This is a genomic window from Bradyrhizobium altum, from assembly GCF_020889705.1.
GTDB lineage: Bacteria > Pseudomonadota > Alphaproteobacteria > Rhizobiales > Xanthobacteraceae > Bradyrhizobium > Bradyrhizobium altum.
This window is the reverse complement of record NZ_JACMYP010000129.1, coordinates 1-25,336: the sequence shown is the minus strand read 5'-3', so window position 1 is coordinate 25,336 and position 25,336 is coordinate 1. Positions and strand designations below refer to the sequence as shown.

Below are 25,336 nucleotides of genomic sequence, written 5' to 3'. Positions count from 1 at the left end.
GAACGGGCGCCAATTGCATTTCGGGCTCGGCCGCGAAGACTTTCTGGTGCCCGAATTCATTGCCTGGGGCGACCCGGCCGCGGCGGCGTGATTACTGCGCGAGACTTTCTTCCAGCTCCGGCCAGCGCGCCGCGGCTTCCTTCAGGAAGCGCGCGGGATCGGCGGCGAAGACGTCGCGGCTGTGTTCCCGATTGAACAGATAAAGCCTGTTCCCGACGACGGCCCAGAAGCGCGGATTGCCCGCGCAGGTCACGCCCCGCACCAGATCGGTCGGATCGTAACCGCCGAACTGCGGGCCATAGATTTCCGGATGCGCCACGAACGAGGCGCGGTTGCCTTCGTTGCGGAAACGCCAGACCGCACCGCTGTCGGCGGCCTCGAATTCCGGCCGCCCCTGGGTGGCGGCGGCATCGGTGAAATAGGCGACGGGATCGAATCCCTCGATCGCGAGGCCAGAGTAGCGGTTTGTCACCACGCGCTCGGTCGTCGTGGCCCGAACAGGTAAAGAGGGCTCGATGGCCGTCAAAATGCCCGCCAACAGGCCGAAAAACGCCATGCCCCGGCACGATCCATATCTTTCCTGCCGTTGTGCCGTCATAGTTGATACCGATAACATCCGAGTCGAGGGGACACCGGGCGCAACCTAGAGCCGTGCCTGTTGGCATCTGGTTAAAGGGCAACGCCCGGATTTCGATAGCAGGGGTTCTTAATGACTTTCGCATCACGCCTTGCCGCGGTCGCGTTTGCCGCGCTGATGTGCTGGAGCGCAGGGGCGTCCGCGCAGCAGCCCCGACCACCGCAATATCCACCGCCGCAGCGTGAGCCGACACCGTATACTTACGGGCCCGACGAGCTGGTCGGCGCCGGACATAAGTTCTTCGGCAACGTCTCGCGCGGGCTCGCCTCGGTCATCGAGCGCGCGGTCAGCCAATGGGGCCTGCCCAACGGTTACGTGCTCGGCGAGGAAGGCTCCGGCGCTTTCGTGGCCGGGCTGCGCTATGGCGAAGGCACGCTCTACACCAAGAACGCCGGCGACCTCCGGGTCTATTGGCAGGGTCCTTCGGTCGGCTTCGACTGGGGCGGCGACGGCGCCCGCACCATGACGCTGGTCTACAACCTGCCCTCGACGCAGGCGATCTATCAACGCTTCGTCGGCATCGACGGCTCGGCCTATATCGTCGGCGGCTTCGGCATGACGGCGCTGACCGCCAACAACATCGTGCTGGTGCCGATTCGCTCCGGCATCGGCTTGCGGCTCGGTGCCAGCGTCGGCTATCTCAAATTCACCCCGCGCGCGACCTGGAACCCGTTCTAGGTCTTGGGCCCGGACGGGTGATCCGACACGGTTAGCGATTCAGGTTAACGCGGCAAACGGGCTGGCCTTTGGCCGGCCCGCCGTGGCATTGTGATTAACAAATTGCTTCTTTTTTTGGAGTGACCCTTCATGATCGAGCCGATCATGTACGCGGCGATCGGTTTCCTGATCTCGATGCTGTGTGGCCTGATGATGGTTCCGCTGGTGCATAACCGGGCGGTGCGGCTGACCACGCGCCGCATGGAAGCGGCCACCCCGCTGTCGATGGCCGAGATCCAGGCCGACAAGGACCAGCTCCGCGCCGAGTTCGCGATGTCGGCCCGCCGGCTCGAGATGAGCGTCGACCAGCTCAAGAGCAAGACCACGAGCCAGCTCGCCGAGCTCGGCAAAAAGACCGATGCGATCAACCGCATGAAGATCGAGCTCGGCGAGAAGAACGCCGCGATCTTCGCGCTGGAGGCGCGCGAGAAGGCGATGAAGGAGCAGCTTCGCGCCACCGAGGAAGAGTTTTCCGCCAAGACCGAGCTGTTGCGCAACGCCGAGCAGGCGCTCACCGACAAGCAAGGCGAGCTTGGCAAGATCAACGCCGAGCTCAGCGACCGCTCGATGACGGCGGACGGCCGCCAGATCGAACTGGTCGCGGTGCGGACCCAGGTCGAGGAGTTGAAGAACCGTGTCGGCGATGCCGCCAGGGAGTTTGCCGCAACCGAAGCCCGCCTCGCCCAGGAGCGCAACCAGTCGGAAACCGCAACGCGCGAGCTCACCGACGCGCGCGGCCGGGTCGAGAATCTGAGCCAGCGGGTCACCGACCTCGACCGCCAGCTGATCGTCCAGGTCAAGGAAGCCGAGATGCTCGGCAACCGCGTCACCGACCTCGAGACCCGGCTTGCGACCCAGGGCAAGCTGCTTGCCGAACGCGAATTCGAGAACGGCCAGCTCAAGCAGGCCAACGCCGCCGCCGAGCGGACGGTGCAGGAGCTGCGCGAGGAGATCGCTGCGACAAGCGGCGGCAAATCGTCCGTGCTCGAGAGACTGCGCCAGGAGAAGGCGGCAGTCGAGGAGCAGTTGCGCATCGCCCGCGACGATCGCGGCAAGCTGCAGCGCGACATCAACGCGATCCAGCAGCAGGCCGAGAGCTCCTGGGCGACCGAGCGGATGGAGAACGCGCTGCTGCGCGAGCGCATCAACGACATCGCCGCCGAGGTGGCCAAGCTCGCGATCCAGCTCGAGGGCCCCAATTCGGCGATCGAGGCCATGCTGGCGGCGGAGCCGACCGTGCCGGCCAAGGCGGCCGCCAAGCCCGCCAACGGTCTCGCAAATGGCATCTCGCCGGGCAGCGGGATGCCCGAAGGCGGCGGCACGCTCGCCGAGCGCATCCGGGCATTGCAGTCACACGCCTCCCGCGCCCGCCAGCAAGGCGCCTGATTCCCGCAGGGTTTGGCTTGACACCCCTACCCGGCACTTCGTAAATCGCACGCTCTGACGAAGCGCCACTTTTCGACCGGCCGCCGACCAGCGGCCTCTGGCACGTCACATCCCGGACGCATAGCTCAGCGGGAGAGCGTTCCCTTCACACGGGAGAGGTCCAAGGTTCGATCCCTTGTGCGTCCACCATTAATTACATTAAATCAATAGGTTATGGATTCGCCTCCCGTGAGGTGTACCCCGAAATAATTGGGGCACAATGGGGACACACGTCGCCCGCGCGGTGATTCCCGAAAATGCGCAACGAAAAAACTTCCGAAGACAATTTGGCTAGTCGCGCAGCTTGGGGATACGAAGCTCGACCGTGCCGGCGCGGGTCTCCCAGGTCCGGTCGCGGTAGCGTTGCGCTGCGCCAGACGCTGGGGGTTCTTCTCGCCGTAGGCAGCCCCGGTCTGGTTCCGCTTCAGCTCCATCAATCGCTGGGCCGCAAAGTCAATCATCTCCCGCAGCAGATCCGCGTCAGGGGTCTTCTCCACGAGCGTGCGGAGGTTCATCATCTCATCAGTCATCGGTGGTTCCTCGAATCAGGTTGGTGTCAGCAACCCGACCCTACCGGCGAACCGCCGGTGACCACCGCAAAGCCGCCCGCTACGGCGCTATGTGGGGGCGCGCGTGCGACGGCTTGGCTCTGCCGAGCTACACCATCAATGGGGACACGACTCAGCCGAGAGCACTAGCCTGCGCAACTTCCCTTTCTGGTCCGCCACGAACGCCCCGCGCAGCCTTCGATACATCGTGGACCTGGGGCCAAGCGGCGCAAGTATTTTTATTGCGCTCCGTCACGCCATCCTGCGACCATCAACGAAGCCCGACACGCCAAGTCGTCCGCGTTTGACGCGAGCGACGCAGGCTTATCGAGAATAACGTTTTTTCGTCATTCAGGGTATCAACATCGGCCATTTCGACCGTGACGTGTCGTGCGGCGGAGTGATGGAGAATACGAATGTCGGACGCCAAATTCCTTACGCCCGAGGAAGTGCTTGCACGATACGTGGCGAGGTCACAGTGGGCACGTCGCGGAGCTGGCGCGCAATGCGAATCGGACCTGCATACGTCAAGATCGGCAAAGCCGTCCTATACCCGGTGGACGAACTTGACGCATGGGATCGAAATAATCTTGTGATTTGTAGTACATCGAAGGTCTGAACGCGAACTGGCGTCGGGGCAGTTACCGTCACGGAAAAGCATCCGGTACCGACCCAACGTGCCAAATATGGGATTTGAGTATGATGACGTCCAGCAATAGCGCGCGAGTTGAGCTAGACGCCCGAATTGGTCGCAGTGACAGGATTTGAGTCTGCGGCTCTTGCTTCCGGAAAAGCGCGTCGGCCCGGACGGCCGTTCGCGGCCGAAGGCGCCGGCGTTATCGGCAAGGCGCCGCTGGTTCGCTTCGAACGGTTCCCGATCGATGTAGCCCCCATGTTGGCCGACATGACAAACTGCCAGTCCGCCCCGGCGACCCTGACAACGCTGACGCTGCCATCGGACCTGTGCTGCGTGCGCGTGCGCCCATAGGCCACGACATCGGGCGCGCAATCGTAATCGCGGAGCATGGCCCTGACGTAATGCGATAGGACTTGCCGTAAGTGCGCGCGGCGCGGTCGTAGCGTTCGGTCGTGCAGAACGGTGTGAACGAAGGTGGCGGGACACCGCGGCTCCCAGAAGGACAGGTCTTCGACGCCGGAAACAGTGACCGTATCGAATTCGCCGGCGCCAAAATTGGCATGGTATCGGCCGAGGACAAACGCCCGCTCTTAGCTGAAGCCTGACGGAAGGCATGGTCTGCGATAGATAACGGCGGCAGGGCGGCGCCAAATCGCAGCCATCTTGATCTGGCGTGTTCGAGCAGCCTGCGCGACCTGGATCCAGCGCTGTCGTTCGAGGCCAGCCCTTCATCTCACCGGATTCCAACTCCATCTGGAGGAAATACGCAGCGCCGGGTCACTGTGAGCTCGCCGCTAATCCTGAGCGCCGCCGCACGGCTCGAGAGACATCGGTGGGCGTTCGTCGGCGTATCGTTAGTCGTTCGAGGCTCGTCAGCTTGTCGACAGCTGGGCCGCGTAGCATGAGCAGCTCGACGGACAGGTCGTCTTGATTTGCTCAAATCTGACTGCAGAAAATGATAGATGGCTTTAACAAGACGCGCCCATTCGACGAGACGGATTCCCGGCGCGCGATTGCTCGGCCGGCGAATGAGGCGCGTTTCGGCGGCCGCATGGCGGCAACCGCCGTCGTTGATCGCCAGCTCCATCGTTGGTCGCTGATCACCATGTGCGCTGACAACGGCGGCGGCTTGGAGCAACACGCTCCGGCGCATTTCGCGTGAATTGCTAGGCGGAGAAGACGGCATTGATGAATACAGGACGGGCTGAGCAGGGCCCTGGAATTGCACCCGAAAGTTCCGAACGACGGCACCGGCAAGGTTGCCTATGCGGTCTCACCCAAGCTGCGGCGCAGTGGGTCGAAGCTATAACGCGGGCGGGCGCGGCCGGGCCTACCTCGTCGCAGGAGCGGACGCTCCAGGAATGGGCTGCCGAAGGGGGGCAGGACGAGAATCGGCAACAAGCGATAATACAAACGAGAGCTTGGCAAGAGGCGGGACATCTCCACGAGCCGCTCAATTTGATGTCCCTGTCCCTGACCGCCTTGCCCGCCGCACTACCTGTCGGGCTCCAGGGTCTCAGCGTCAGCAACAACCAGCTGAGCAGCCTGCCTGCCGCACTCCCGGTCGGCCTGCGGTGGCTCGACGCGAGCAACAATCGGCTAACAAATCTGCCTGGCACTCTCCCGGAGACGCTTCAGGATCTCAACGTCGGCGGCAACCGCCGGCTGAGCAGCCTGCCTGACGCCCTCCCGGCCGGGCTCAGGCGGCTTAACGCCAGCAACTGCCGGCTGAGCAGCCTGCCTGCCGCACTCCCGATCGGCCTGCGGTGGCTCGACGCGAGCAACAATCGGCTAACAAATCTGCCTGGCACTCTCCCGGAGACGCTTCAGTATCTCAACGTCGGCGGCAACCTGCTGAACAGGGTGCCTGACGCCCTCCCGTCGCAGGGTCAGACACGGGCTCTGCGGGATGCCCTCGAAAAGTGGCTCGATCGCGAGCCGGAGGTAGTGGCCGCCTGGCAGCGCTTCGCCAGCGAGCCTGGTGCCCGAGAATACGCGCTGTTCCTCGATAGGCTACGGGACACCGTGAGCTATCGCGATAACGCGTTCCGGGAGACCGTGGCCGAGGATCTGCGGCATGCTGTGACCAGGCCTCAATTGCTTGAACAGTACTTCCAGCTGGCCCTCGGAGCGACCGCGAGCTGCGAGGATCGTGTCACCTTGACCTGGAACGGCATGCAGACCGTACGCCTAAATGCTGATGTCGAGGATGGGGCTTATGACGAGCGGCTCGACAAACTCCTTCAGCAGGGCCGCGTCGCGTTCCGGTTGGATACGCTGGAGGAGATAGCCCGCGAGAATATCCGCTCGCTCCGCCGTGCTGACCCGAACGCCAACATCGACGAGATCGAGGTCTATCTTGCATATCAGACCCAGCTGCGCGAGCCGCTGGAGCTGTGGCACATCGCGCCGGAAATGTTGTTCTTCGGCGTCTCCTGCGTCACCAAGGGCGACCTTGTCGCGGCCGAGACATCAGTGCGGAACAGGGAGGCGGCGGAGTTCGGAAATTATCTGGCGACACGTTGGCAGCCTTGGGAGACGGTGGTAGGCCGCATCGCACCCGAACCGTATGCGGCGATGAAGGAGCGGCTCGCCGATGCGATGGGCGAGGAGTTCGAGAGTCGCCTGAAGCAACGGCTCGCCGATCAGGAGCTGACCGGCGACCCCGATGCCGAGCGGGTGTTCGGAGCCCAAATATTGAACGAACTCGTTCGCAAGATCAAAAGCGAGACCATGCACCAGGTGCTCGGGGACCGCGGCCTGCAGCTATGAAGTGGCTTGCCAATTGCGCGGGGGTTCATTTGTAATGCGTCCGCAGCAGCCTTCGTGCCGAAGCGCAGATGCGGTGCAAAAGCGATCGAGGCAACAGATTAAAGGCGGTGGACATTTCAGCGGAATATCTGATTGCCGAAGTCCGAACCGCGCAGTTGGCGCGGCCGAGGACAAACGCCCGCTCTTCCGCGCTCATGCCTTCGCCTTCCCGTCCCCAGCCGTAATGTCTCAGCCTTGTGCCGGTCATGAGCGTTCCCCGTGTTTCACTTCGAGAGTTATTTGAAATCGAAGAACAAGATACTCTGAACGACAGCGCTGCAGAATGAGCTCGCTCAATCGAAACACGCGCTTTCGAGAGCGAGCATGACAAGCCGGCGGCGGCGGGGCAGTTTCTTCAGCAAACGGCGCCGCAGCGGCCGCTGCACCCAGCTCAGTTTACCCGCATGGGGTGCGACCAAATGTCAGGCCGCCGCATTCCGCGCGGGTGGACATCATGCGACAACGTTGAAAGAGCTTTGGCTTGCTGAATTGCTCTGAACTGCATAGATCCGCGGTCGCGCAAACGCTGGATTGATATCGCTTTGCCACTGAAGGGCCGCCTCACAGCGCAAGGCCGCGATCTGCGAGCACCTTCTGCGTGAGCGGGACCATGATCTTGCGGGCGATTTCACGACTGATTGGACCCCGGGCTGCCGCGCGGCATCGGCGTTGCCGGTCAGGTGATGTTCGGCCAGTCGTTGCCCCAGGCGGCTGTCGAACTCCTCGCCCATCGCATCGGCGAGCCGCTGCCGCATCGCTGCATGTTCGTCGGGTGCGATGCGGCGCACCACCGTCTCCCAGGGTTGCCAACGCGTTGCCAGATAGTCGGCGAACCCCGCCGCCTCTTGGTTCCGCACCGACCTCTAGGCCCCGGCAACATCGTTCTCACTGACGTGGAAGACGTCGAGGAAGCGCATGTCCGGCGCGATGTGCGACAGCTCCAGCGGGTCCCGCAGCTGGTTTCGGTAGACAAGATAGACCTCGATGTCGGCGTTCGGGCGGCACGGCGGAAACGAACTGACGGTCTCGCGCGCGATCCCGTCCAGCGCCTCCAAACGGAACATGACACGGCCGCGCTGGAGCAGTGCGTCGAGCCGATTGTCATAGACCCCGTCCTCGACATCAGCGGTCAGGCGCGCGGTCTGCATGCCATTCCAGGTCAAAGTGATGCGATCCTCGCAAGTCTCGCTCGCATCGAGGTCCAGCTGGAAGTACAGCTTACGCAATGGCGGCCTGATCGCCGCCTGCCTCAGATCATCGCGCACCGCCTGCCGGAACGCCTCATTGCCATAGTTCACGGCGCCGCGCAGCCTGTCGAGGAAGCGCGCGTATTCCTGGGCACCCGGCTCTTCGGCGAAGTCCTGCCAGCGGTCACCATCTCCGGCTCGCCATCGGGCCAGTCCGCCACCGTCTCCGCCAGCGGCCGCACCTGACCTTGCGCTGCTTCTCCTTCCATCGAGAAGGAGACCTCCGGGCCGTCATAGTCCGGCATTCAGAGCTGCCGCCACACTCGCCAGCACCGGCTCGGGCAGGGGAGTAAATTCCAGGGAAACCTCGCACTCAGAGCTGAGCTGCGTCAACAGGGTCTCGGGCAGGCTTCTCAGTTGATTGTTCTCGACGTACAGCCGCCGGAGCCCGGCCGGGAGGATAGCGGGCGGACTGGTCAGCTGGTTGTTGCCGCTGCAGCCCGGCCGGAAGCGTCTCAATCAGCCGATCCGACACGTCATCGACGGTTACGGAGCTCACAACCTGCCGCAGCGTGAGGTTTCAATCGCTTGTCTCGACGGAGCATTTCGTCTGCAGTTTCAGTGAATAGTGCCCCGGCAAAATGTTGCAAATAGCTGGAGCAACAATCTAGCGCATGATCCGGAAAAGTGCGAAGCGGTTTTCCGAAAAGACCATGCGCAAACAAAAGGCTAAAGCGCGATGACGATTCAACCCAATCTCATCGCGCTTTAGCTAATTGGCGCTTGCTCCTGTTCGAGTCCAGTTCAAAGAACATTGAGGCGAATCGCCATGACGATCGCTTGGATCCGGCTGGTCGCCCCCAGCTTCCGCATCGCATTCTTGATGTGAAAATTGACTGTATTCTCGCTGATTTCTAGGATCATCCCGATTTCCCATGACGATTTTCCTTCTGCCACCCACCGCATGCAGGTGATCTCCCGCTGCGACAGTGCCACTTTTTTCTCACCGCCATTGTTGCAGGGACGTGCGATCTCGCCATAGGCGGTGTGAAAGTGCCAGGCCAATGCGTTGAGATGACCGATGCGATCCTGCGGATCAGCATCGTCGGACGGAGATGCAAACGACACCACAGATACCCGGCCTAGCGGCCCAAACAATGGCACGCTCATGCCATGCTTCAGGCCTGCCTCTCTGGCTTCGTCCAGTACGCGTCTCTCGTCAGGTTGAAGTTGATAATGGTCAGCGAGTTGATCCCACAAAAACGGCCGGGAAAGCATCGGCGTCCGCCGGACCACCGGATCGATGGTGTGGTACTTGCGTTTGAAGTATCGGTCGCACCAATCTGGCGGCCATTTCACGGCCACGGTCGGGGGTGGATACTCCGCCAGGCGAAGTGGCTCGACGAAATTGAGGGCACCGTAAGCAACCGCACTGAAGCCCTCCTCGGTGGCGCAGCTGACAAGAAGCTCGAACAGCGCTCTGAGCGAATGCGTTTGGTTTGCGCATTCAGTGAAGCTGAAAAGATCCATGGGCGGCTCAGTCAAGGTCGGTGTCGCGGGGTTCTATTGCGCCTGTCTCAGGCGGAGCCAAGTTCCATTCCATGACCTGAACTCCTGGGTTTCCTCTTCGTGACGTCTGGAGCGCGCGCATGCTTTCTCAGACGCCATACCCGAATTCGTTGTCCTGCCGCCAGCTCGGCTGGCGTGATCGTCTCCGTCGAACAGTTGAGATGCCGCCGCTATCCTTCCTCTGGGCTGAACGGCATGCCGCAACCGCTGCAGGTCGGGCGCTGAACCGCCCATGTAATGCCCGCACTGACGGAGATTCTCACAGTGGTTCCACCTACACTAGCAACCGATCGGAGGCGATCCGACCGTTCTAATGACCCGGCTGGCCATACGAAACAAGCAGCGCTAGCGGCTATGACGTGGGCACAGGTCGGATTGGATTGTGCGAACCCGAGGTTCGGCCTGAACGACACCCTCGCTCCGTCTGAAGCGCCAGCACGACGAGACCCGAGGCGCTGAACTTGGCGATCGTGAGCTGGAGCAGGCCGGCTCGCCCGCCGGTGTCGGGTGCCACCCGCGCGGTATCGGCATCAATGCTCTGCGTGCTATCGAAGATGACAGGGGTGTCATTTTTCGTCCCAATCCTGCGGATTGCCATCGCTTAGCCTTGGCCGAGCCTCCGCCCTTCGACGGCGTCGAGGACGCGATCGATGAGCGACACGCCACAGTCGCCGCAAGAGGTAGCCGCCGAGCATCAGTGCCCGGCCTCTGAGCGCTTCCGCCGCGCAGATCCGGTGCGAATGAATCGAAGCGGCACATCGTGGTCGCATCAGAGGCACGACGGGAGATGGGCGCAGTCGTGAGACCTGCTCGATGCAGAGGACACTTTGCATGCGCGTCTCCTAAAGGGAGAGGACCTCCGATCGGATGAGCAAGTGTCGTACCAATTATTGGGTTGGCTAAAATTCAACCGTCTAGACAAGGGCTTGACAGGACAGCGGTGGGTTCCTGTGCATCACATTGAAGCAATCGTGACATCGGGAGGAAACGCGACAGCGCCATTTACGTGAGCCGCCATACCGGTTGATCTGGATCAAAAACACTGCAGCTTTCCGCGACGGCCGACTCGAGGCGCTGTTGGCCTCAACTTCGTCGGTGCGCCACGCTTGAACTCTGATCTGAAAACACCGGACTGACCGATCGGCGACGACGACAAGGCAAATCGCGATGAGAGGGCAACCGACCGTGCATGTGCGACGGCTCGGAACACACACGCGGAGGTCAGACAGAACCGAGAGCACTGCCCTATCCATGTAGCCCGTCGCCAGCCACACCAGCACGCCCGTCGGGATCGGGATGATCGGCGCTCCAGTCCGCGAACAATTCGAACCACCGCCTCGACGTCCACGCCGGGACCGAAGACCACGCGCAGCCCTTTCGCGCTTACGATTTCGATCTGGCCTGCCTCAACAGCTTCCGTCGTTGGGGGCGTGCTCAGCACAACTATCGCAGGGACAAATGTCGGGCCGCTCGAACCCTCTCCAGCCCCATGATTGGAGGCCAACGCCTTGCGCCAATTCACCAGAAGCTGGCGTGAGATCCCGTACCGGCGAGCGGTCGCCGAAACCAGTCGTGGCCCCGCGAAGCTCTCTTCTACGATCCTGAGCTTCTCCACACTCCTCCAGCTGCGCCGCCGACCGGTCTCCACCACCTCTATGCGGCACCGCACTGTCCTTATACATATCCATAAGGACAGTCAGCTACGCTCACAATCTTTTCACAAGGCGGCCCTGCTCGGCTTACGATTACCCACATTTTTGAGTCAGAGTTTTGTTCCCGTTGCGGCGGTATCGATGAATCGCGATAATCCGCGCCACATGATCAGATTCCCTGGTGGCGGATCGTTGGCGCGGGCGAGATAGCCGCCGAGCCTGGCGATCTTGATGAGATAATGCGAGAATGTCTTTCGTTGTGTTCTGGCTGGACTCTTGTCTTTGACGACCCGATCAAGGTCAGCACAAACTCCGGTGATTTGACGGAACGATTGAGCATCGTCATCCAAAAAATGCGCCAGCTCACGATGCAGAATACCGAGATCAGATTCGTCAATCGCTGAGCAGTCCGCAATTGCAAATCCTCCGCCGTGCAGCCGGATTTGAGTATCTTGTGGAAGACCTCGATCTTCCATCGCAGGGAATACCATTCGAGTTTCTCGATCGCATCCCTGCGCGATTGCACCGGAAGATCGGTCAGGAGTTTCCATTCGATCTTCTTTCTGTTCTTTGGCGCCCCTCTTTCATCAGCGTGAATCACTGCCAGTGTCAAAGCTGGATACCGCGACTGCTTGCCTATCGGCGGCAGAATACGGATTTTACGATTGCGGATTTCAAGAACAGCCTGGTCTGGATTGCCCTTGCTATCCTGGACCTCGATCCGGTGGAGACCATCGCCTGCGAGGCGATTGACGCAGGTCCTTACTAAGAAATGCGTTCCAACCTCTTGGGCGGCGCAAAACAATTCATAAATATCGGCCTCACGATTACCGATATGGATGCACTGCGATGGCTTCTCGAAAAGCTCAGTGGATTGCTTGAGGTTCTCCAGCCACCGAATGCTCTCCCTGGTTTCAATGGGTATCCGTGTCAGGTTGACCTCGCGCCTGAGCGCCGCGACCCCTTCTGAATTTCTTTCTGGTCCAGAACTTCACGGCGCTGAGCCCCAGTGGAAGTCCCTCGAGGGTCACCGCAAGGCTCGAATGCATCAATATTCCGCATGTCGCGTAGGTTTGGGGTTTTCCGTCCAATCTTCGAGAGTTGCTTTTGGGGATGCGCTTAATCATCCCGATCAGATCCGGGCGCTCCCTTTGATAGGTGAATTCGGTCGCATCATGCAGGACAAGAACAGACCCTTTCGCAGCCGCGATACGTTCCCGCGTCGATTTAAAATGACCAGACAGGACGTCGGCCTCGCTTACTCGTTCATTGGAGAAGAAACGATAGGCCGCCTTGGTATTCGCCCAGTCTTGGCAAAACCATCGGAATGCTCTGGCCGATGTCTCCACCAATCTGCTTCAGCAGCATGCGAACTCTCTCGCCAAGTCGAGCGTCCTGGAATTCGCACAGCGCGGCTTCACGGTCAAACCAGGTCACCGCATCAGACGCCAACCGATGCGCCTTCTCATCCCGGGCGCGTGAAGTCAGTCCCATAGGGCACCTCTTCTCGAATCAGGTGCCCATCAAAGAATCGCAAGCGATTCCGGCGACTCAAGTTTTTCAGCTCAGTGCACTCCCGAAAAATATGGGTAATCGTAAGCTTGCTCGGATACGTACGACGCAGTCACATGCCTGAGACATTCAACGGCAAAAAGGGAAAGCGGCTGCCGTGGATAACGAGGAAGATTGGTATGAAGGACTCTTGGACGGGCTGGCGGATGTGCCGGCAAAAGTGTCAGCGAAGCGGCGGTCCAACAGGTGGATGATTATAGGGCGAACGAACGGCAAACGCTGTGCCGACTTTTGTGCCGGCGCCGAACCGCTCTATTCGCATCAATCGCGGTAAACTGCGAGAGCGATTTTTGGTAGAGACGTTTAGTCAAATGTATTCAACGACGACGACGGCCTCGATCCGGCAACCGTCCCGAACTTGGACCTCTAGCAGGCGACGGCCGATAGATGACCGAAGACCTTTGATGTCGACGTTCAAGCAAGAGGTGCCAATTACAAGCCACGACGCGCGTTCAGCCGCCCTTAAGTCGAGGTATGAGAATAACTTTGACGCCCAGCGGATTGTTGGGGGTAACCTCCCCCATCCCTGCAGCCAACTGTGCCATGTAGGGATGACCGTGGATGTAAATATCTGTTGTGGGCTGGTACGACCTGGGGAAGGCATCTACGCTATTCAGCGCGCCGAGCAGGATGTCTGGAGCCGCTTGAGGACCGTGGTTCCAGCCCAAGTCTACGATGTGAGTGAAATCCTCATCTAATATCCTAGCCGGCACACCGAATGCTGGGCATGACAAGTGCCGCGGCAGGTCAAAATGGCTTGCGCCTCCGGCCAATTTCCCCTCAACCTCTCGTTTCGAACTGCTGGACTCTCCCACATCCCGCGGGCTCTGTCTTGCGAGTTTCTCGATCCGAATTTTCTCCAACTCGGAGATAAAGTCCTCCGACCATTTCTGGATGGGATAAGCTCGGAGCCTCGCCTTCATCTTCTTCCAGCGACAGATGCGGTCGGGCAGCGACATTGAAAATGCGATCGAAAGCTTGTCTGCTATGTCTTCGATGTCGTTGGGATCGATGAGCAGCGCCCCGTCGAGTTCCTTGGCCGCGCCGACAAATTTCGACAAGACCAGTACGCCGGGATTGCTGGGGTCTTGCGCGGCAACATATTCTTTCGCTACGAGATTCATCCCGTCACGCAACGATGTTACCAAGCAGACACGTGCGGCGCGGTACAGACCCGCGAGCACTGGCTGACTCTGAGGCTTCGTTTCGTGGCGGATCGGCATCCAGCCGTCCGCGCCATGACGCGCGTTGACGTCCTCGACAAGAGCCGCGACATCGTGCTGATAGTCATCGTAGCTCTTGATGCCGGATCGTGAGGTGGTCGCGATCTGCAAAAGCGAGATGCTGCGCGGTTCCTTGTTCAAACGGTGATCGATAGCCCGAACGCGATTGTCGAGACCTTTGGTGTAGTCGAGCCGGTCGACGCCGACGGCAAGCTTCTCACGATCGAGACCTTCCAATAGCGATGAGACGTCGGCATTCGAACTCGCGTCTGCTGCATATTGTGCAAATTTGTCTGTATCTATGCCGATCGGAAATACTTGGCATCTTGTGACGTGACCATCGTCCGAATTCACAACACCGTCTTCGCGAGGTGTGAGGTCGAGATCGGCACGGACGCAGGCTAGGAAATTCTGCCGGTCCTCGTCGGTCTGAAAGCCTAGCAAATCATACGCAAGCATCGATTTGGTCAGTTCGCGATGATGCGGTACCAGCTGCACGTCGGGCGCCGGCCATGGCGTGTGCAGGAAGAAACCGATCGGTCGGTCGACGCCCAGATCACGCAACTCGGCGCCGAGCCTGAGGAAATGATAATCATGCACCCAGAACGCGTCCCACTTTCCATACGCGAGCAGCGCATCCGCCATGCGGGCATTGATTTTGCAATAGCTTTTATAGTCGTCTGCTGAGGAGGAGATCCGCTCTGTCAGCGAATGTAACGCTGGCCATAGTTCCGAATTGGAAAAGCCCTCATAGTAGCGGCGATAAACCTCGGCAGGCAGATCCACCCTCACGAGCTTGCCTCTGCCGAGCGGCATGACGGTCGATTCGGCCTCCAGCGGGCGCCTCGGCCCCACCCAAATTGCGCCGGATTGTTGCACCATGGCAACCAGCGCCGCCTCAAGCCCGCCTGTCTTTGGTTCATTGGCGTTGCTGCCGGCAACTCGGTTCGAGACGACGACGAGATTCACAAGTCATCCTTTCCCGTCTGATCTGCGTTTGCCGGTTCGATCAATTTGCCTCGCCTGATCGCTGACGGTTTACGGCCTGACATTCGACCCGCTTCGGCGATTTCATGCGGGCTTCGTCGGCTACTAACGAATACAGCGCGCAGTTTCGAATAACGGGCGTACGACGTAGGTCCTCGCTACCACAAGGCGGAGGTGGTGATTTCGGCGCTGAGTTCGCTAACGGCTTGTTCGCGCGAAGGCGGCCTTCGCAAGCCAACGAAGCACCGGTTTTCTGCAGACCGAACGGCCTGTACTTTTCGGCAAGCCGCACCCTGGTCTTCTATCTGGCCGCTCGAGCGGCCTTGCGGTCGATGATTCCGCAGCAGCAAATCGCGGCTACCTCGACCATCAAACCGTCGCCGCGGTACGGAACGACTATTTATGCAACGCGGAGCTGGATGGCTGCCTACCTCACTTGGTATGTGACACAAAGACGCGTTTGGATGTTGAGACCGAAAGTCCGTCACGCTCGAGAAATATTGGTAAAAAGACGAAAATCGTCTCGGCAGGTTTCATGCCCGTTCTTGTAAAGCCCCGCACACTGGGTCTGTTGACCAAATGCGAGCGTCGTCCTCCAGGGGCGAGTCTCATCATTTCGGTCTTCGCGATGTTCGACCTCGCCAACCCGGGCGCCGGTCGTCTGCTGGGCGAGCAGGAGCTTTGGGTGATGGCCGCGAAGGAGCTTCCGCCCAGCACCCCTCTCGACATCGGCATGCCCAAGCCGCAAGCCGAGTTGCTCATCGCCGGACATGCCGCGGCGCCTGAGGGACGGCCGACCGAGCGCATGATGTTGGGCTGGACACTCGGACCGATCAAGAAGCACCTTCTGGTGACGGGCGACCGCTATTGGCAGATGACCACCTCCGGATGGAGACCAACAGAAGTGCAACCATTCCAGCAAATGCCGCTCACTGGCCAACGCGCGTTCGGTGGGCCCGGCTACGCGGCGAACCGGGCCGGCGCCGGCCATGAGGCTCTCCGCCGCAGCATGGCCGGCGAACTGGTGGCCCTGCCCAACGTCGAAAGCCCCGAACATGCTATTCAGTTCATCGACGCGACCGCACCGCCCGCAACCTTCGGACCAATGGCGCTTGATAGCAATGAGCGCTTACAGTATGCGGGAACCTATGATGCCACGTGGCTGCAATCAGTTGCCCCCGCTCTGGCGGGCGATGCCGATCCGCGGCTTTTCCTGTTCGGTCCACCAGACCAGCGCTTGAGCGGCTTCATCTGCGGCGGAGAACCCTACGCGCTGCAGAACTTCTCTGCGCAGCATCCGTTGATCGAAGGCCGCCTGCCAGCGTTTCGCGTGCGCTGCTTCATCGGCTGGCGCGATGCGATGCGTGGTGTCACGGAACTGCAGACGTACATCGATACCCTGTGGCTGTTCGCGGGAGCCCGCCGCGGCGTCATGATCTATCGCACCGCGATTGCCGTGCAGGAATTGGATGGCAGCGACGTTAGCGACATTATGGTCGCTTACGAGCAACACGGTGAGCCGGCGCGGCCGTTCGATCATTATCTGAATGTCCGGCGGCTGCGGCTCGACCCAGCGAGCGCCCCACGCTATGCGTTTTCGGAACATCAACTTGCCCCTGAGATGTCGGCTGCCGAACGCGAACGTCGCACAGCTCGGCGTCGGTATCTGGCCGAACAGCGCGCAGCGCAACAGCTAGCCTCCATTCGCTGGGCGCTCGATCAGGAGTTCGCACGCATTGAGCTCCCGCCTTCGCTGCGTCCGACGATCGAGATACCGTCGATCGAACCATCGAGCATTCCCGAATTGTTGCCGGAGGAACTCGAGAGCGGCGAGATCGAATTATCCGCGATGCTCGACGCGCTGGAGACGGTCCAGGCAAAGGCAGAATCCGATGTCGACAGGCTTGACGCTCAATATCGACCGATACTTGGAGCCTATGAAAAGCTTGCTAGCGGAAACGCCGCATCGAGCGATATCGACGCCTTGCTTGCCGCAATCTCTTCCACGGACGCCGCGCAGTCGATGGACGCGAGCTTTCAGCAGGCCTCGCCATTCCCTGAGCTGCCGGATACTGATCCAGGCCTCATAAAGGATATCGAAGACAAGTTCGCTCGGGCGAAAGACTGGCGCGGCGGTATCCTTGGTACAGCAACGCAACCGCTCGACGAGCAAAAACAATTCGAACTTGCGCATGCTCGTTTTTTTGACTTGGCGGCGGGACGGCCGCTCGAGCCGATACGCAACGCGATATCGGATGACGCCTTTTTGCTTCCCGATATCCCTGAACCAGACCTGCCGGAAAAATCGCGGAGCGTCACGCCGGAGGCGCCGCAGCGCCTGACCATTGACGAGATACTGGCCCAGATCGACGCCTCCGATCCACCGCCTGAAGCCGCCCAACGAGCGCGTACGGCACTCACCGATGCTGAAGCGGCGCTCAGAAGGGTCCTTCCTGCGTCACTGTCCGATGATCGCGCGCCGTTTGAGGCCTTGAGTGCCCCCCATCAAGGGGCAAACAGTGACGAGCCCGGAGCAGGGATCGCCGCAGCGAAGACAGAAACTACGAAAGCGGTGACCGTTCTACGGACCGAGATCGACAGAGCGGAAGGTCAATTGGCAGCCGGCACGGCCGCGGCAAGGCTCGCCTCACCCAAGCCGCTCAAGCCTGACGCGATGCTGGCGCCGGCTGTCGCACGCGCGCTGGGCGAACTGGTGGAAGAGGAGTTCCGACGCGGGGGCCAGGTTGCTGGTCGGGATCTCGCCGGCGCCGACCTCTCCGGACGAAGGTTCGCGAACGCGGACTTCTCCAGCGCCTTCCTTGAAGGCGCGAAGCTGAACGGGACCAACCTGGCCGGTGCGAAACTGAGGAAAGCCGCGCTGACCGGTGCAACGCTCATCAACGCTGATTTAAGCGCGACCGATCTCACCGAAGCCAATCTCGGTGAAGCCGACTGCCGTGGAACACGTTTCGCGGGCAGCCAGCTTGTGCGCACCAATCTTCTCGGCGCACGCATGGTGGGCGCATGCTTCGACCAAGCGCATCTTGCCGAGCTCCAAGTTTTGCGGGTACCGATGATCGGGGCGACGCTCCGCTCTGCGCAAATACGTGAATGCTCCTTCATCAAAGCCGTCCTCGATAACACGGATTGGGGGGAGGCCGTGCTCGAGCGCGGACAATTCATGGATCTCTCGTTGTCTTGTGCGAGCTTTGCTGGCGCGCGACTTGAGCAAACCTGCTTTGTCAAGGTGACAGCGGCCCTACTCGATCTCTCGAGCGCGCGATTTGACCAAGTCAGCTTCATCGGCGATGTCGATCTGCGCGACGCCCGGTTCGGCCGCAGCAGCGCCGAGGCGCTCTCCTTTCAGACGGCCGACCTCAGTGGCGCCGACTTCACCATGGCTCGACTGAACGGAGCCTATTTCGGCAAGTCGACGCTGGCGCGGGCCACCTTCCGAATGACCTCGCTGAAACGCGCGGTCTTCACCGGCAACGATCTGCGCGGCAGCGACTTCTATGCGGCCAACCTGCTCGAAGCGCATCTCAACCAGGCCAACCTGGCCGGCGCCAGTCTGCGCGATGCAAATCTCTATGGCGCAGACCTGATGGATGCTTCCTTGGTCGCGGCCGATTTGAGCAACGCAAATATCGACCGCACCGTCCTGATGGTCACACGCCATGTCAATTGATCTCTTATTGCAGTCGATCGATCATCAGTTCCCCGTGCGCGACGTTAACCTCGATGACGAGACGCTATCTGGACTACGCCTGAACGATGGCGTTGTGCTGAGTTCCTCTTTTCGCGGCAGCCAATTCACGCGCGCCCGCCTGACCGGCATGACGTTTCAGGACTGCGATTTCAGCGGCGCTTCCTTCGCTGATGCTTGCCTTGACAAATGCATATTAGTCGATTGCCACGCTGGCGGATCCGACTGGCGGCGGGCGCGCTTGACCCAGTCGACGTTCATGACATCAGATTTCAGCCATAGCGACTTCGGTGAGACGCGGCTCAGCCAGACGACAGCGATGCGTTGCGTGTTGGCCCGCACGATCCTGAGCAAGGCAACTCTCTCTCAAAGCGCTCTCATGGATTGCGACCTCGCCGAGGTCGTGCTCGACAACGCCACGCTGACGAACGCCGCCGTAACGCAGGCCGATTTGCGTAGTGCACAGCTCACGGGACTGCGCTGCGACACAATTCATTTCTCCGAATGCGATCTGTCGGAGCGGGAACTCTCCGGGCTGATGCTCGCGCGAGCGAACCTGAGCGGTGCCAAGCTGAGAGGAGCAAACCTGTCCGGAACAGACCTGTCCGGTTCGGTGTTGACGGGCGCGAGCCTGGTAGGTGCCGACCTCTCCGGCGCGATCGCCCCGAACACACTGTTCGTCAGGGCTGACCTGCGAACCGCAAAGCTGCGCAATGCCAATTTGACGCAATCCATCTTCATCGAAGCCTGTCTGGACGGTTGCGATCTTTCCGGCACACAATTGACGACGGCCGTTTTCACACGTGCATCGGCCAGGTGCGCCGTGTTTGCCGGCGCCGACATGTCCTATGCGCTGATGCACCACGCCAAGGTTGAAGGCAGCGATTTTTCCGGCTCGCGATTTCTGCGCACTGACTTTCACTGCGCGTCGACCGAAGGTAGTCTGTTCGTGCCCCGGCATCGCAGTACTCTGCAAACCGTGCCGGAACGCGCCATTGCCGAACTCTACGATGCAAACCGCGTTATCCCTTTCAACGGAGGGTGCTAAACAGATGACTTTTGTTAATTCAAATGGCCCGATGCTGGCGGAGGATCATGCCTTTCCGGATGTCTGCAAGACGCCATCGGGTCCCGCCCTCGTGCCGACCCCTTATCCGAACGTCACTGTGAACACGACGGCCATCCCCACCCAGTCTAGGTGCCTGATCATGTGTATGCCGGCACACAACATGACGACCGAGCGCGCGACATCGATGGGTGACAACGCAGGTGTGGGCCTCGGCGTGATCTCTGGCCTTGTCATGGGTCCGGGCCGCGCCAAAGCGGGATCGGACAATCTGTCAATCGGCGGGTCACCGGCAGCGAAAATGGGGATGCCGACTAAGCAGAATGGTGCCAACCCGAACGCGTTCGGACTTTCGATATCCCCCTCTCAAACACGTTTGACGGCGCAGCGCTAATGTGCCGACAGCCATCCGATTAGAGTATCCGCTATGCCAAATGCCTATACGCGACTGGTCGTCCCAGACACCCTGGCTTCTCCCCTGGCGAAGTCAACTTATCTGCGCCTCGGCTCTTATTCGGACGAAGAAGAAAAACTTGTCACTGGTCTCACGACGACTATTGGCGAAAGTCCGGCCGCGATCAGAAAACATGAAAGCGACAATGCCGGCTTACTTGCCTTCACCAACAAGGACGTCCAGGCCAATATCGAAGGCGCTGCGCTGCTCAAGATCGGTCGCGGTCAAACCACGGAGGTCACGAACGGCAACTCCCAACATCAGGTCTCGAAAGGAACTTATGAGATCTCGGCCGAGAATGGCGTGTCAATCAGTGCTGGCGCTAATGGGACACCTGCCGACATCATCCTGACGGCCTCGAACCGGGTCAAGCTCATCAACAACGGCCACAAACTGGAGACGACCGTTGGAAACTCGGAAAAGCAGACGATGGGCGACACCAAGGAATTGTTTCAAGGCACCAAATTCACCTGCATGATGGGCGCAGCTACCACGCTGACGATGGCCAAGAACGTAAGCATGTTCTTTGGAGAAGCGTTCACCTTCAAGATCTCGCCAGAATGTTCAGTGAATCTCAGTGATATGAACTCTATGACGATCGGCAACAAACTTGACATTGTCGAAGGACACGACGTCAAGCAAGTGATTGGAAAGTCGACCAAGTGTGTTTTTGGACCCGATTTCAAGTCGGCTGACAGCGATACCAAGATTCTCAGGACAAGCGATTTCAAGCTCGCTCCCGTCGAAGACTTCAAGTCGGTCGGTCGCGACATCAAATTCTGCAAGACCAGCGTATCCAACTCCGAAGAAGAATTGAGAAAGGGACAGTCGAACACGGAAGAGTACAAGCTTGTGACCCGAAAAGCTGAGATCACGTCCAGTTCCGGCAATGAGGAAGTCATACAAAAGAAGTTGATAAATTTCATGTAACGAGCTGGAGAACAAGGATGACGATGCCGATCCGTGCTACAAGCACCGACATCTTGGCGATGGCTGAGCGCTTTCTTAAGCCTGGGCATCACAGGGCCCGTGTCGTGTCGGTCAGCGACGATGGCTCTGCGGTCGAGGTCGAGACCGCTGGCGCCCGTCACACGGCGACGGTGGCTGTTGGCTGCCTGGTCCGGCCCATCCCACAGGACATGGTGCTGCTCTTCACTGAGGCGGAGCGTGGCTTTGTCGTGACCGTGCTCGAGCGAGCGGATTCCAGTGGTGGCATGGTCGCGCTGCCCGGAGATCGCAACATGTCGATTGAGGGCGAGACTATTACTCTCGCCGCGCGTCGGCGCCTGTCCATGCGCGCCGACAGTACCGACCTGCAGACTAAGCTGTTTGCCGTGCTCGCGGACAAAGGCTCCTGGATCGGCAAGCTCTACACGGTGATCGCGGACCGTGTCCGATGTTCGGCGCGAATCCAGGAAGCGAGCGCCGAGCAGCTTACGGTAAAGGCGGTCGAGCGTGTCGCGGTGATCGAGCGTATCGACACATTGCAGACCGAAACCCAGGCCATTAGAGTCACCGGCATTGCCTCCGAGATGGCGCACAGCAAGGTCATCGCGGTGAGCGAGGATCTCCGCCTCGATGGCAAGCGCGTCACAGTTGCATAGCACAGATGCTGTCCACTGGCATGCCGGCTCCGACCCGGCAGGAGAGGGTTAGAACGGCCCAGGAGTTTATCTCGGCCGGCCGTCTCGAGGAGGCGGAGGCGCTGCTCGAGGAGGTCGCCACCACAAGTGATCCCGATACGCTCAATGCGAGGGCCACACTGGCGCTTGCGCGCCGGCGGATCGAGTTTGCCTTCGACATGCTGTCTGAAGCTGCGACCATCTACCCCGAACACGCCGGCCTCACCACCAATCTCGGCATCGCTCACGGATTGCTCGGCCGCGCTGAGGCGGCGGTGATTTGCCTCGAACGCGCGGCGGCTCTCGCCCCGCGGAGCGAGGAAATCAAGCTGGCGCTCGCTCAGGCCTTGCTGAACCGAGGCGAGGTTGCGGAAGCCCGTGCGATGACAGAGACCGTCGTCCACCACGAGCCCAGGAATGCGCGTGCGCTCGTTCAACTTGGCGCCATCGAGTTCGCGTTGGGCCACAGCCCGGCGGCTGAGGCCGCCCTGCTTCGTGCGCTTGAGATTGCTCCGGACGATCCCGACGCGCTGGGCAATTTATCGGTGCTCAAGCTTGAACGCGGGCGCCTCGACGAGGCGCTCAGCCTTGCCGCGCGCGCGCATTTGCGCGCCCCGCTCGATACAGCTGGGCTCTTGCATCTGGCTTATTGCCACGCCGCAACTGGACTCTGGTCGCAAGCGGAGGCCACCTGCAAGAAACTGCTCGCCTATGCGCCCGCTCATGTTGGTGCGCGCGAAATCTTGGCCCGTGTTACGATTGCCAAGGGTGAGGTGGACCGCGGCATTGCGCAACTGACAGAATTCGTGCGCGCTCGCAAATCGGATCCTACCGCCGCGCTTGCTCTGGCGCGTGTCCTACAGCTCGTTGGCCGGCTCGACGAATCCCTCACACTTGTCGGTCACGTCGTGCACACGCGACCTGAGAATGACGCAGCGAAGTCTCTGCAGACGACGCTTGAACTGACGCTCGGTCGCTTCCCGACGCCCGAGCCGTCCGCCTCGGCACCTGTGAGGCGGATAGTCGTGCCGCCGACGATGGGCGCCCTTGAGTTCATCGCACTCGCTCGTCTCTTGCGTCGGCTGCCGAGCCTGCAAGATGTGCATGTGGTCGCGCATCCAAGTTATCAGGCTCTTCTTGCCAACCTCGCCGAGCGGGTGATTTTGGACGAACCGAGGCCCGCGATCTCGGCTATGCCGCTGCAATCATTATTGCGCGTTCTGCCGACCGACGCCCGCAACATTGCCGATGGCATTCCCTACCTGCGCCCCGAGGCCGAACTGTTCGCCAAATGGCGGGATGCATTGGCCGCGTTCGCAAGGCCTCTGGTGGGCATCGTGTGGGAGGGTGGCGCGCTCGGCCTATCGATGGAGCAAGTCGCAGCTGCGTTTCCAAACTCCGTCACGCCTGTCAGTTTGATGAGCGGCGCGCAACGGCATGACATGAAGCGATGGAGTCGTCCGATCGATGCTGGCGTGCACATCGAGAGCCCTGCGGAAATGATCGCAGCGATCGCCAATCTCGACGCGGTGGTCGGGCCCGACAGCTTCGCCGTCCATATCGCCGGAGCGCTCGGCGTCTGCGGCGTGGTTTTCGTGCCACGCGGTTATCCCTGGTATTGGGCTCAGGCTGGCGGAAAGCCACTGTGGTATCCGTCATTCGAAGTTGTCGTGCAGGAACGGTTCGGGCATTGGTCCGGCGCGATCGACGAAGGTCGTCGCCACCTCGAGACCCTGCTACGCAAACAACCGATTGACTGAGCGGCGCGCTCCCACAGCATCGCGGCGCGCCCAGGTCGCTGATTGCTTAAGCTGCGACTGGCGCTTCCTTCTCCGGTCGAGTCCGATCGGCGGGAGGACTGCAATAGCCAAGCGGCTCGACCGCATCGTGCACCTGATTAAGCGGCTTGAACGCAATGAAAGTGTCACGTTCGAGACAATCACGTTGCTCGTGCGCTTTTGGATGACGGTACCATCGGCATTGCCGCGATCGAGCATTGGAGGCGGCGGAAGCTCATCATCCGACAACAGACATGCCGGCCATCGCCGACCCATTTGGTACGAGCGCGCCGCCTCGGAGCGAAACCCGACGCCGTTACACGAGACTTGTCGCTCACGAGAGTGTCTCGATCTAGAAGTTACCGCTTGACTTGGTCAGATTCAGGACGTGAAATGTGATGAAGCCCGTTCACAATATCAACCACGGCGACGGCCGCAGATGTCGTGCGGACGTACAACGTCTCGCTGCAACTGCTCGGCCGCGGGCCTTGATCGTCATCAATCGTCGGTGATCACCATTCGTGGTGATGGCGATCGGCTTGGAGACGGGTCGTTGCGCATTCGCTTGCTTGAGAAGCATTGAACAAGCCCAGCGAGGCGCTGGCATGACTTGCGAAACTCCCGAACAAGGGGACCAGCAAGGCTCGAGCGCGCGGAGCAGAAGGGCAAGGCCTTGACAGAGCCGCGCGCGTCAGCCGCCGACGAACCTCGAGACTCCGGCTCCAGCCGAATCGTCGCAAGATCAGATCCTTGAGGCCTGGGCGGCCGAAGCGGGGCAGGGCGACCATGAGAATCGGCAAGAGGCGGTAAGACGAACGAAAACTTGGCAGGAAGCAGCGCCCCATGAGCCGCCGTGACCACCTTGTCCGCCGCCCTCCCGGCGGGGCTCCAACACCTGAATATCGAAGGCAATCAGCTGACGAGGGTGCCCGATATCCTTCCGAGCGGTCTCCAAAGCCTCCACGTCAGAAACAATTGGCTCGCCAACCTGCCCACCAATCTCCCGGCAGGACTCCGTCAACTGCACGTCGACAACAATCGGTTGACCAGCCTGCCCGAGACCCTGCTAACGCAGCTCGGCTCCGGCTGCCTCGTTGATCTGGATGATAAGCCGCTGCCTGCACGGGGGCGGACCAACCTGACGGCGGCCACGAAGGCTGAGGGTTATGCTGGCCCGAACGTGTTCTTCTCGGATCCCGACGAAACAGCACAAGATCGGGCGCGGCCCCTGGCCGAGGCAGTCGCGGATTGGCTCGACGAGCCGGACGCGGCGGCCATCTGGCGGAGCTTCGCCGACGAGCCGGGAGCCGAGGAATATTCACGCTTCCTCCACAGGCTGCGGGACACCGTGAACTATGACGCATTCCGGCAGGCGGTGGCCGAGGACCTGCCGCAAGCGGCAGGGAGGCCGACATTGCGCGAGCGGTATTTCCAGGCGGCGGTCGCAGCGAACGAGAGCTGCGAGGATCGCATCACGTTGAACTGGAATGGCATGCATACCGCGCGCGTGAACGCTGATGTTCTGGGCGGAGCCTACAATGAGCATCTCGACAAGCTCCTTTAGCAGGGCCGCTTTATGTTCCGCTTGGTCGCGCTGGACGGGATCGCACGCGAAAAGGTGACCTCGCTCCCCCTCGTCGAGGTCTATCTCGCCTATCAGGCCAGGTGCGCGAGCCACTGGAGCTGCGGCAATCGCGCCGGACATGCGTGCGCGGCGGCGATCAGGGTGAGACTCCGTATCATCC

The 25,336-nt window shown here is 60.7% G+C and carries 17 protein-coding genes, 1 tRNA gene and 5 pseudogenes; 13 read left to right on the top strand and 10 right to left on the bottom strand.

Features of this window, described 5'->3' with window-relative positions:
- Positions 1-91, top strand: a pseudogene (locus tag H8B02_RS49060) (3'(2'),5'-bisphosphate nucleotidase CysQ); the annotation flags it as partial.
- Here H8B02_RS49060 and H8B02_RS27430 read toward each other — a convergent pair.
- Positions 92-556: a YHS domain-containing (seleno)protein gene (locus tag H8B02_RS27430; protein ID WP_229169100.1), complete on the bottom strand. Its 465-nt coding sequence runs from the start codon at positions 554-556 to the stop codon at positions 92-94.
- A gap of 153 nt (positions 557-709) precedes the next feature.
- On the opposite strand from H8B02_RS27430, the gene H8B02_RS27425 reads away from it, so the two are divergent.
- The 3 genes from H8B02_RS27425 to H8B02_RS27415 all read left to right on the top strand — a co-directional run bounded on the left by H8B02_RS27425 (position 710) and on the right by H8B02_RS27415 (position 2,929).
- Entirely contained in the window at positions 710-1,315 is a 606-nt protein-coding gene (locus tag H8B02_RS27425; RefSeq protein WP_229169099.1) for a DUF1134 domain-containing protein, read from the top strand.
- A 129-nt stretch (positions 1,316-1,444) separates the two neighbouring features.
- Positions 1,445-2,740, top strand: coding sequence for a coiled-coil domain-containing protein (locus tag H8B02_RS27420; RefSeq protein WP_229169098.1), 1,296 nt, complete (start codon positions 1,445-1,447; stop codon positions 2,738-2,740).
- A gap of 114 nt (positions 2,741-2,854) precedes the next feature.
- Positions 2,855-2,929, top strand: a tRNA-Val gene (locus H8B02_RS27415).
- Positions 2,930-3,076: 147 nt separating this feature from the next.
- On the opposite strand, the pseudogene H8B02_RS27410 reads toward H8B02_RS27415, so the two are convergent.
- Positions 3,077-3,309, bottom strand: a pseudogene (locus H8B02_RS27410) (transposase); the annotation flags it as partial.
- A 434-nt stretch (positions 3,310-3,743) separates the two neighbouring features.
- Between H8B02_RS27410 and H8B02_RS27405 the strand changes: the two are divergent.
- A pseudogene (locus H8B02_RS27405) lies at positions 3,744-3,946 on the top strand (helix-turn-helix domain-containing protein).
- Positions 3,947-5,425: 1,479 nt separating this feature from the next.
- The gene (locus tag H8B02_RS27400; RefSeq protein WP_312001263.1) at positions 5,426-6,736 is read left to right on the top strand and encodes an NEL-type E3 ubiquitin ligase domain-containing protein; all 1,311 of its coding nucleotides are present in this window, start codon (positions 5,426-5,428) and stop codon (positions 6,734-6,736) included.
- A gap of 491 nt (positions 6,737-7,227) precedes the next feature.
- Here the strand turns inward: H8B02_RS27400 and H8B02_RS27395 are convergent, their stop codons facing one another.
- The 8 genes and pseudogenes from H8B02_RS27395 to H8B02_RS27365 all read right to left on the bottom strand — a co-directional run.
- Positions 7,228-7,563, bottom strand: a complete 336-nt coding sequence (locus H8B02_RS27395; protein ID WP_229169096.1) for a hypothetical protein — start codon at positions 7,561-7,563, stop codon at positions 7,228-7,230.
- A 75-nt stretch (positions 7,564-7,638) separates the two neighbouring features.
- A complete protein-coding gene (locus H8B02_RS27390) occupies positions 7,639-8,175 on the bottom strand; it encodes an NEL-type E3 ubiquitin ligase domain-containing protein (protein ID WP_229169102.1) in 537 nt (178 codons plus the stop codon).
- Between the two features lie 591 nt (positions 8,176-8,766).
- On the bottom strand, positions 8,767-9,492 hold the full coding sequence (locus H8B02_RS27385; RefSeq protein ID WP_229169095.1) for a helix-turn-helix transcriptional regulator: 726 nt from the start codon (positions 9,490-9,492) through the stop codon (positions 8,767-8,769).
- A 1,072-nt stretch (positions 9,493-10,564) separates the two neighbouring features.
- Positions 10,565-11,179 carry an IS66-like element accessory protein TnpA gene (gene tnpA / locus H8B02_RS27380; protein ID WP_376711716.1) on the bottom strand — a complete coding sequence of 205 codons (615 nt, stop codon included), beginning with the start codon at positions 11,177-11,179 and terminating at the stop codon, positions 10,565-10,567.
- A gap of 173 nt (positions 11,180-11,352) precedes the next feature.
- Positions 11,353-12,075 carry a hypothetical protein gene (locus H8B02_RS27375; RefSeq protein ID WP_229169101.1) on the bottom strand — a complete coding sequence of 241 codons (723 nt, stop codon included), beginning with the start codon at positions 12,073-12,075 and terminating at the stop codon, positions 11,353-11,355.
- 22 nt (positions 12,076-12,097) lie between these two features.
- A complete protein-coding gene (locus H8B02_RS48145) occupies positions 12,098-12,532 on the bottom strand; it encodes a transposase DNA-binding-containing protein (RefSeq protein WP_312001262.1) in 435 nt (144 codons plus the stop codon).
- On the bottom strand, positions 12,450-12,677 hold the full coding sequence (locus H8B02_RS27370) for a transposase DNA-binding-containing protein (RefSeq protein ID WP_229169093.1): 228 nt from the start codon (positions 12,675-12,677) through the stop codon (positions 12,450-12,452). The genes H8B02_RS48145 and H8B02_RS27370 overlap by 83 nt, the downstream gene beginning before the upstream one ends.
- Before the next feature lie 896 nt (positions 12,678-13,573).
- A pseudogene (locus H8B02_RS27365) lies at positions 13,574-14,947 on the bottom strand (alpha,alpha-trehalose-phosphate synthase (UDP-forming)); the annotation flags it as partial.
- A 553-nt stretch (positions 14,948-15,500) separates the two neighbouring features.
- On the opposite strand from H8B02_RS27365, the gene H8B02_RS27360 reads away from it, so the two are divergent.
- From H8B02_RS27360 to H8B02_RS27330, 7 genes and pseudogenes are all read left to right on the top strand, one after another.
- On the top strand, positions 15,501-18,653 hold the full coding sequence (locus H8B02_RS27360; protein ID WP_274617704.1) for a DUF2169 family type VI secretion system accessory protein: 3,153 nt from the start codon (positions 15,501-15,503) through the stop codon (positions 18,651-18,653).
- On the top strand, positions 18,643-19,719 hold the full coding sequence (locus H8B02_RS27355) for a pentapeptide repeat-containing protein (protein ID WP_229169090.1): 1,077 nt from the start codon (positions 18,643-18,645) through the stop codon (positions 19,717-19,719). The genes H8B02_RS27360 and H8B02_RS27355 overlap by 11 nt, the downstream gene beginning before the upstream one ends.
- Positions 19,720-19,723: 4 nt before the next feature.
- Entirely contained in the window at positions 19,724-20,131 is a 408-nt protein-coding gene (locus tag H8B02_RS27350; RefSeq protein WP_229169089.1) for a DUF4150 domain-containing protein, read from the top strand.
- Positions 20,132-20,164: 33 nt separating this feature from the next.
- Entirely contained in the window at positions 20,165-21,121 is a 957-nt protein-coding gene (locus tag H8B02_RS27345; RefSeq protein WP_229169088.1) for a hypothetical protein, read from the top strand.
- A 17-nt stretch (positions 21,122-21,138) separates the two neighbouring features.
- Positions 21,139-21,795 carry a DUF3540 domain-containing protein gene (locus H8B02_RS27340; RefSeq protein ID WP_229169087.1) on the top strand — a complete coding sequence of 219 codons (657 nt, stop codon included), beginning with the start codon at positions 21,139-21,141 and terminating at the stop codon, positions 21,793-21,795.
- A 5-nt stretch (positions 21,796-21,800) separates the two neighbouring features.
- A complete protein-coding gene (locus tag H8B02_RS27335; protein WP_229169086.1) occupies positions 21,801-23,573 on the top strand; it encodes a tetratricopeptide repeat protein in 1,773 nt (590 codons plus the stop codon).
- An 871-nt stretch (positions 23,574-24,444) separates the two neighbouring features.
- Positions 24,445-25,336, top strand: a pseudogene (locus H8B02_RS27330) (NEL-type E3 ubiquitin ligase domain-containing protein); the annotation flags it as partial.

Bases quoted from the DNA above. Each gene is read 5' to 3' on its own strand.
- H8B02_RS27430 (WP_229169100.1), bottom strand. From the start codon at position 556: ATGGCGTTTTTCGGCCTGTTGGCGGGCATTTTGACGGCCATCGAGCCC.
- H8B02_RS27385 (WP_229169095.1), bottom strand. From the start codon at position 9,492: ATGGATCTTTTCAGCTTCACTGAATGCGCAAACCAAACGCATTCGCTC.
- H8B02_RS27345 (WP_229169088.1), top strand. From the start codon at position 20,165: ATGCCAAATGCCTATACGCGACTGGTCGTCCCAGACACCCTGGCTTCT.
- H8B02_RS27350 (WP_229169089.1), top strand. From the start codon at position 19,724: ATGACTTTTGTTAATTCAAATGGCCCGATGCTGGCGGAGGATCATGCC.
- H8B02_RS27340 (WP_229169087.1), top strand. From the start codon at position 21,139: ATGACGATGCCGATCCGTGCTACAAGCACCGACATCTTGGCGATGGCT.
- H8B02_RS27370 (WP_229169093.1), bottom strand. From the start codon at position 12,677: ATGGGACTGACTTCACGCGCCCGGGATGAGAAGGCGCATCGGTTGGCG.
- H8B02_RS27355 (WP_229169090.1), top strand. From the start codon at position 18,643: ATGTCAATTGATCTCTTATTGCAGTCGATCGATCATCAGTTCCCCGTG.
- H8B02_RS27425 (WP_229169099.1), top strand. From the start codon at position 710: ATGACTTTCGCATCACGCCTTGCCGCGGTCGCGTTTGCCGCGCTGATG.
- H8B02_RS27335 (WP_229169086.1), top strand. From the start codon at position 21,801: ATGCTGTCCACTGGCATGCCGGCTCCGACCCGGCAGGAGAGGGTTAGA.
- H8B02_RS27420 (WP_229169098.1), top strand. From the start codon at position 1,445: ATGATCGAGCCGATCATGTACGCGGCGATCGGTTTCCTGATCTCGATG.
- H8B02_RS27360 (WP_274617704.1), top strand. From the start codon at position 15,501: ATGCCCGTTCTTGTAAAGCCCCGCACACTGGGTCTGTTGACCAAATGC.
- H8B02_RS27400 (WP_312001263.1), top strand. From the start codon at position 5,426: ATGTCCCTGTCCCTGACCGCCTTGCCCGCCGCACTACCTGTCGGGCTC.